Origin of the sequence: Mesorhizobium sp. M7A.F.Ca.US.006.01.1.1 (assembly GCF_003997935.1) — a bacterium.
Classification (GTDB): domain Bacteria; phylum Pseudomonadota; class Alphaproteobacteria; order Rhizobiales; family Rhizobiaceae; genus Mesorhizobium.
Genome location: NZ_RZQL01000410.1, coordinates 1 through 3,665 on the forward strand (window position 1 = coordinate 1; position 3,665 = coordinate 3,665).

Genomic DNA, 3,665 nt, shown 5'->3' on the forward strand with positions numbered 1-3,665 from the left:
GCGGGTTCGAGGTGCCGGAAATGTTGCGGGTGCCGCCGGCGCCCGAACCCATCTTGCCTGCGGTATTCTGAAACGCGGTGATGACGTCGGGATGCTGGCCCATGCCAAGATAGTCGTTGGAGCACCAAACGGTGATTTCCTCGGCGCGGCCATTGGAACGCCAGATGGCGCGCGGGAACTTGCCCGCAATGCGCTCCAGGTCGGCGAAAACGCGGTAGCGACGCTCGGCATGGAGCTGGTCGATCGCTTCCTCGAAGAACCGCTGATAGTTCATGTCGACTTCCCATGTGCTGATGGACGCGGGTCCATACCTACGCGCTCACGCGCCCTGCACGCCTTTACCCACGAGTTTGCGCGGATCGACGACTTCGATGAAGGTCTTCTCATCGACCTTGCCGGACTTCAGTGCGGCATCCTTCAACGTCGAGCCATTGGCGCTCGCAGCCTCCGCGATGTGCGCCGCATTGTCGTAACCGATGACGGGCGATAGCGCCGTGACCAGCATTAGCGACTGGCCGACTGCTGCATCGATGCGTTCGCGATTGAGTTCCGTCCCTTCGATCGAATATGTCCGCATCTTGTCGCACATGTCGCCGATGATCCGAATCGAGTGCAGCGCGTTGTTGATGATGATGGGGCGCATCGCGTTGAGCTCGAAATTTCCCTGACTGCCGGCGAAGGTTACAGCATTCTCTTCGCCGATCACCTGGATGCAGACCATGACCATGGCCTCGCACTGGGTCGGGTTGACCTTCCCCGGCATGATTGAGCTGCCAGGCTCGTTTTGCGGCAACAGCAGCTCGCCCAGGCCGCACCGCGGTCCCGAAGCAAGCCAGCGCATGTCATTGGCGATCTTCATGAGCGCCACCGCAAGACCCTTAACTGCGGCCATGGCAGCTACCATTGCATCCAGCGATCCCTGCGCCGCGAACTTGTTGGGGGCCGTCACGAAGGGCTTCTCAGTGAGGTCGGCGATGGCCTTCGCGATGTCGACGGAGAAGCCTTCCGGCGCGTTCAGCCCGGTGCCGACGGCGGTGCCGCCGCAGGCGAGCCGGTATAATCCACCCAGCGCGTGACGAACCACGTCCATCGCATCGCGCACCTGTGCCGCATATCCTGACCATTCCTGTCCGACGGTGAGCGGCACCGCGTCCTGTAGGTGAGTACGCCCGGTTTTGACGACATCCATCCATTTGTTGGCCTTCGCTTCGATGGCCGTCGCGAACCGATCGATCGAGGGGAGCATTTCGTCTTCGATCGCCAACACGGTGGCAATGTGCATGGCGGTCGGGAAGCTGTCGTTCGAGGACTGCCCCAGATTGACATGATCGTTAGGATGGACGGGATCCTGCTTGCCGAGCGTTCCACCGAGCAGTTGAATGGCTCGGTTCGAAATCACCTCGTTGACGTTCATGTTCGACTGGGTGCCGGAGCCAGTCTGCCAGACGTAGAGCGGAAAATTGTCGTCAAGCGCGCCCGCGATCACCTCGTCGGCCGCCTTGATGATGGCATCAGCGCGCCATTGATCAAGCCGGCCGCCCTTCGCATTTACCAGTGCCGCCGCCTTCTTCACATAGCCGTAGGCGTGATAGACCGGCTTGGGCATATAGTCGTTGCCGATCGAAAAATGTTGCAGCGAACGCTGGGTCTGTGCGCCCCAGTAGCGGTCCGCAGGCACCTCGACGGTGCCCATCGAGTCGAATTCCTGGCGCTGTCCGCGCGCTTGGATGCCGACCGGGACGTCCTTCATCACGGGGTGATCGCCCGTCCTCTGGGGTTTGGTCATTGTAGCTTCCTCGACTTGAGAGAGGGCCGATCCTGCGGGGGGCGCGGCTCAATACTTCGGCGTGTAGGTCATCGCCTTGATCCACGCGCGGACGTCTTCGGGGCGTGCGACCGTCGCCAGGCCGCGATCGAAGATGTGCTCGGCGATGCGTGTCGCCGTCGTGATCTCGACCTCCAGAATGTTCGCCTGCCCCGGAAACAGCATCCCCTTGTCGCGCGCCGCTTGGTCGACCTGGTCGGCCGACCCTTTCGCCGCCGCGATCCACATCTTGTCGTCGATGCGCTTGGGCTTCGTGGCGTAGACGGCCAGACCGAACGCAGGGAAGATGTAGAAATTGTTCGCCTGTCCCGGATGGAAGGTCTTTCCACTCACGGTGACATCCGGAAACTGGACACCGGCCGCGAACAGCACCTTACCGTCAGTCCACTCGAACGCCTGCTGCGGCGTGCACTCCGCCTTATCCGTCGGGTTCGACAATGGGAACACAATCGGACGGTCCGTATTCGCTGCGACGGCTTTGACCACCGCTTCGGTAAAGAGACCCTGCGTGGTGCTGACGCCGATCAGGACCGTGGGCTTGAAGGACTTGACGGATTCGGCCAGGTCCGGGGTCGCCGGCAGGTCTTTTGCGTACACCTTCTGGGAAGGGCTGAGATCGTCGCGCCCCGCGTCGAGCAAGCCGTTGATATCGTACATCGCGATACGATCGCGCGCGTCGTCTTCGCTGAGGCCTTCGTCGACCATCGCCTCCACGATCATGTTCGCGATGCCGATGCCGGCCGAGCCCGCGCCGGCGAAAAGTATCTTCTGATCCGCGAGCTTCTCGTTCTTGATCTGCAGGGCAGTCGCGAGGCCGGCGATCGTTACGCTAGCGGTGCCCTGGATATCGTCGTTATAGACGAGATAATCATCCTTGTAGCGGGCCAGGAGGCGGATGGCGTCCGTGCCCTTCCAATCCTCGAAATGGACGCAAACGCCTGGGAAAACCTTGTTCGCGGCCTGCATGAATTCGTCAACCAATGCGTCTACCTCGTCGGGCGATGGCGGCTCGCTGCGCAGGCCCGTGTAAAGCGGGTCGGCCCGAAGGGTCGCGTTGGTTGTGCCGATATCAAAGTGGATCGGCAGAAGCGCCTCAGGAGGCACGCCCGCACACGCCGTATAGAGCTGGAGCTTGCCAATAGGAATCGGTGCGCCATTGGCACCGATATCACCAAGACCGAGGATGCGGCCGCCCGACGACACGCAGATGAAGCGGATGTCGCGTGTCGGCCAATGCCCGAGCACTTCGCGGAGGCGGCCCTTCATCTCCTTGGTCAGATACATCCCCTGCGGCCGGCGATAGATGTGGCCGTAGGTCAGACATGCATCTGCGATGGTCGGGTCGTACACGATCGGCACGAACCGCGCCGGATCGCTCATGAGGACCGCATAATAGAGAGTCCTGTTGCGGTCGGCGAGCTCCTGGAGGTAAACATATTGTTCCAAATCGGTGGGTTTGGCGGCGAGATGTCCCATGACACGCTCGACCTGCGTCTCGAGATCCTCGATCGCCGCCGGCAGAAGACCTTCCAGCTTGCCAGCAGACCTTTCCTCCGCCGTGAATGCCGTTCCCTTATTCTCGATGGGGTTTTCGAGCAGTTCGACCCCAACACCGTGTTTGGCCATGTGGTTCTCCATGAAAAGTCTCTGCGGCATCGTTCCACGGGGAAGCGGCGCCCGCCCGAGAGACGTATCGGCAGATCATTCGGAAACGGGGGTCTCCGGCTTCATCTCAAAGGATTTTTGGAGCGCAGGCGGCCGGGTTCCTAGTCCGTCCCTGATCTTCTTCGTCCAGACATTATCGATATTGGCCTTCGTCTCCTCGAGCATGGACTTGGGC

At 61.2% G+C, this 3,665-nt stretch carries 2 protein-coding genes and 1 pseudogene; all 3 read right to left on the reverse strand.

Features of this window, described 5'->3' with window-relative positions; genetic code table 11:
- Positions 1-274, reverse strand: a pseudogene (locus EN943_RS35975) (5-aminolevulinate synthase); the annotation flags it as partial.
- Positions 275-319: 45 nt separating this feature from the next.
- Positions 320-1,786 (reverse strand): class II fumarate hydratase, encoded by a 1,467-nt coding sequence (fumC, locus tag EN943_RS35980; protein ID WP_127416491.1) that lies wholly within the window; start codon positions 1,784-1,786, stop codon positions 320-322.
- Positions 1,787-1,834: 48 nt separating this feature from the next.
- Complete coding sequence (locus EN943_RS35985) at positions 1,835-3,451, reverse strand: NAD-dependent malic enzyme (protein WP_127416492.1); 1,617 nt, start codon at positions 3,449-3,451, stop codon at positions 1,835-1,837.
- Positions 3,452-3,665: the final 214 nt, after the last annotated feature.

What these genes read in the sequence shown, in the direction of transcription:
- EN943_RS35985 (WP_127416492.1), bottom strand. Translation starts at nt 3,451, where the DNA reads ATGGCCAAACACGGTGTTGGGGTCGAACTGCTCGAAAACCCCATCGAG.
- fumC (WP_127416491.1), bottom strand. Translation starts at nt 1,786, where the DNA reads ATGACCAAACCCCAGAGGACGGGCGATCACCCCGTGATGAAGGACGTC.